This window comes from Pontimicrobium sp. MEBiC01747 (assembly GCF_053601635.1).
The window spans coordinates 1-3,058 of sequence record NZ_JBSHNS010000080.1; the positions used below are offsets into that span (position 1 = coordinate 1).

General features: G+C 33.4%; 3 protein-coding genes. 2 read left to right on the forward strand and 1 reads right to left on the reverse strand.

Annotated elements, in window-relative coordinates; all coding sequences use genetic code 11:
- Positions 1 to 906 (forward strand): phosphoglucosamine mutase (locus ACVC2P_RS01380; protein ID WP_452596693.1); only part of this gene is annotated, 906 nt, incomplete at its 5' end.
- A gap of 27 nt (positions 907 to 933) precedes the next feature.
- Positions 934 to 2,433 carry an aminotransferase class V-fold PLP-dependent enzyme gene (locus tag ACVC2P_RS01385; RefSeq protein ID WP_452596694.1) on the forward strand — a complete coding sequence of 500 codons (1,500 nt, stop codon included), beginning with the start codon at positions 934 to 936 and terminating at the stop codon, positions 2,431 to 2,433.
- 73 nt (positions 2,434 to 2,506) lie between these two features.
- On the opposite strand, the gene ACVC2P_RS01390 is transcribed toward ACVC2P_RS01385, so the two are convergent.
- Positions 2,507 to 3,058 (reverse strand): lysophospholipid acyltransferase family protein (locus ACVC2P_RS01390; RefSeq protein ID WP_452596695.1); only part of this gene is annotated, 552 nt, incomplete at its 5' end.

Sequence of the window (3,058 nt, forward strand, 5' to 3'; positions counted from 1 at the left end):
TTGCATATAGATGAAGTATTAGCTTTAGAATATGTAAATAAAGACGCTATTGAGGCTGCTAACTTTAAAGTTGTAGTAGATGGTGTAAATTCTACAGGAGGTATAGCAATTCCTTTATTACTAGAGCGCCTAGGAGTTGAAGCAGTAAAGTTGTATTGCGAACCTAATGGGCATTTTCCGCATAATCCAGAGCCTTTAAAAGAGCACTTAACAGATTTATCTGATGAAGTTAAAAAAACGCATGCAGATTTTGGTATCGTAGTAGATCCAGATGTAGACCGTTTAGCGTTTATGGATGAAAATGGAGACATGTTTGGAGAAGAATATACATTGGTAGCTTGTGCAGATCATGTTTTAAGTAAAAATCCTGGGAATACTGTAAGTAATATGAGTTCTACCAGAGCATTAAGAGATGTTACTGAAAAACATGGCGGGACTTACGAAGCTAGTGCGGTGGGAGAAGTTAATGTAGTGGCGTTAATGAAAAAAAACAATGCTGTTATTGGAGGAGAAGGTAATGGAGGTATTATATACCCTGCATCTCATTATGGGCGCGATGCATTAGTTGGTGTGGCTTTGTTTTTAAGCTTATTAGCAGAAAAGAAAATAAGTGTTAGCGCGTTACGTAAAACATACACTAGCTACTTTATGAGTAAAAAGAAAATTGCACTAACGCCAGAAATAGATGTTGATGCTATTTTAAAAGCTATGGAAGCTAAATACGCAAACGAAAACTTAACAACGATAGATGGTGTAAAAATTGATTTTGCCGAAAATTGGGTACACTTACGTAAAAGTAATACAGAACCAATTATTAGAATTTATACAGAGGCTAAGTCTCAAGATGTGGCAGATTCTTTAGCAGATAAAATCATTTCAGAAATTAAAGAAATCGCTAATATTTAGTATTTTAGCAATAGCAAATAAGGTATTATGATAACTACAAAAAAAGAAAGTACACGTTACTCTGAGTTAGAACACTATTTTTCTCAATTCAGAAATAATATTGTAGGAATAGATCAAGAGTTTGAATCCCCATATGGTAGACAAAAAATAATCTATACAGATTGGACTGCTTCAGGTCGATTATATAGACCTATAGAAGATAAAATTTTAAACCAATTTGGCCCTTTTGTAGCAAATACCCATACAGAAACTACTGTTTCTGGAACTGCTATGACGAATGCTTACCATAAGGCAAGAAACATTATTAAAGGTCATGTAAACAGTAATGCAGATGATGTATTAATTGTTGCAGGAAACGGAATGACAAGTGTTGTCAATAAATTTCAACGTATTTTAGGCCTAAAAGTCCCTGAGAATATTATTAAATATACTAAGATTCCAGACGAAATACGTCCTGTTGTTTTTGTGACACATATGGAGCATCATTCTAATCATACCTCTTGGTTAGAAACAATAGCTAAAGTTGAGGTTATTCCAGCTGGTGAAGATGGTCTTTTTAGTTTAGAAAATTTAGAAGTTCTTTTAGAAAAACATAAACATTGTACTTTAAAAATAGCTTCGGTTATTGGGGGATCTAATGTAACAGGAATACAGACACCATATCACCAAATAGCAAAATTAATGCATAAACACGGAGGTGTTTGTTTTGTAGATTTTGCTTGTTCTGCACCTTATGTAGATATTAATATGCACCCAGAAAATGAAGATGAAGCATTAGATGCTATTTTCTTTTCCCCTCATAAATTCCTAGGTGGACCAGGAACATCTGGTGTTTTAGTTTTTAATAAAAAACTATATAAAAATATGATTCCAGATTGTCCAGGTGGCGGAACCGTAAGTTGGACCAATCCTTGGGGTGAACATAAATATATAGATAATATAGAAGATAGAGAGGATGGTGGAACTCCAGGTTTTTTACAGACTATAAAAACGGCTTTAGCTATTAAGTTAAAAGACCAAATGGGAGTTAAAAATATGCTAGACAGAGAGCATGAGTTATTACATCAAGTTTTTAAAAACTTTAAAGGTATAGACAACATAAAAATATTGGCGCCCAAACATACAGATCGTCTTGGTGTTATTTCTTTTTACATAGAAGATTTGCACTTTAATTTAGGCGTGAAACTATTAAACGATCGTTTTGGAATACAAACGCGTGGTGGTTGCAGTTGCGCTGGAACTTATGGCCATTACTTATTACATGTAGATCAAGAACAGTCTAATAAACTAGTTCATGAAATTACATTGGGAGATTTAATACGCAAACCAGGTTGGATACGTATGTCTATACACCCAACGACTACTTGCGATGAAATAGATTATGTATGCGATGGTATTGTGGCTTTAGCTAAAAACCACAAAGAATGGGCTAAAGATTACGAATATAATAAGGCCAATAACGAGTTTATTCATAAAACATTTATGCCTAAACAGGATACACGTGTTAATGATTGGTTTGAATTATAAGTCTTTCTTAATATAATATTAAAACAAAAATGCCGAGATTAAATAATCTCGGCATTTTTGTTTTGTACGGTTTTTATTGAAATTCCTTTGGAACTTTATCACGATGTTTCCAGCGTTTGTGAGTCCATAAATAGTACTCTGGAGCGTCGTTAATTTGTTTTTCTACTAATTTAATAAAAGCATCAGTTATGTCATAATTTTCACAAACTAAAGGATCTTCTGCTATGGTTGTAAAACTGGCTTCGTAAAAGCCTCGTTTTATTTTTTTAACACCAAAAAACACCACAGACATATCTAGTCTTTTGGCTAGCATTTCTGCACCAGTATGTATAGGTACTTTTATACCCATAAAATTGTTCCAGTGGTGTGCTTTTTGAGGTTTTGGAGATTGGTCTGAAGCAAAACCACTTATAGATAATTCGCCTTTATTTTTAGATTCTGTTAACGTAGGCACCGTTTCTTTTGTTGTAATTAAAAAAGTATTGTAACGTGCTCTAATGCGTTTTACTAATGCATCAAAATACTTGTTATGTAATCGTTTATAAACACCAAATCCTTTATGACTCATGTAACTTTGCATAATAAAAATCCATTCCCAACTAGCATAATGAGCACACATTAAAAC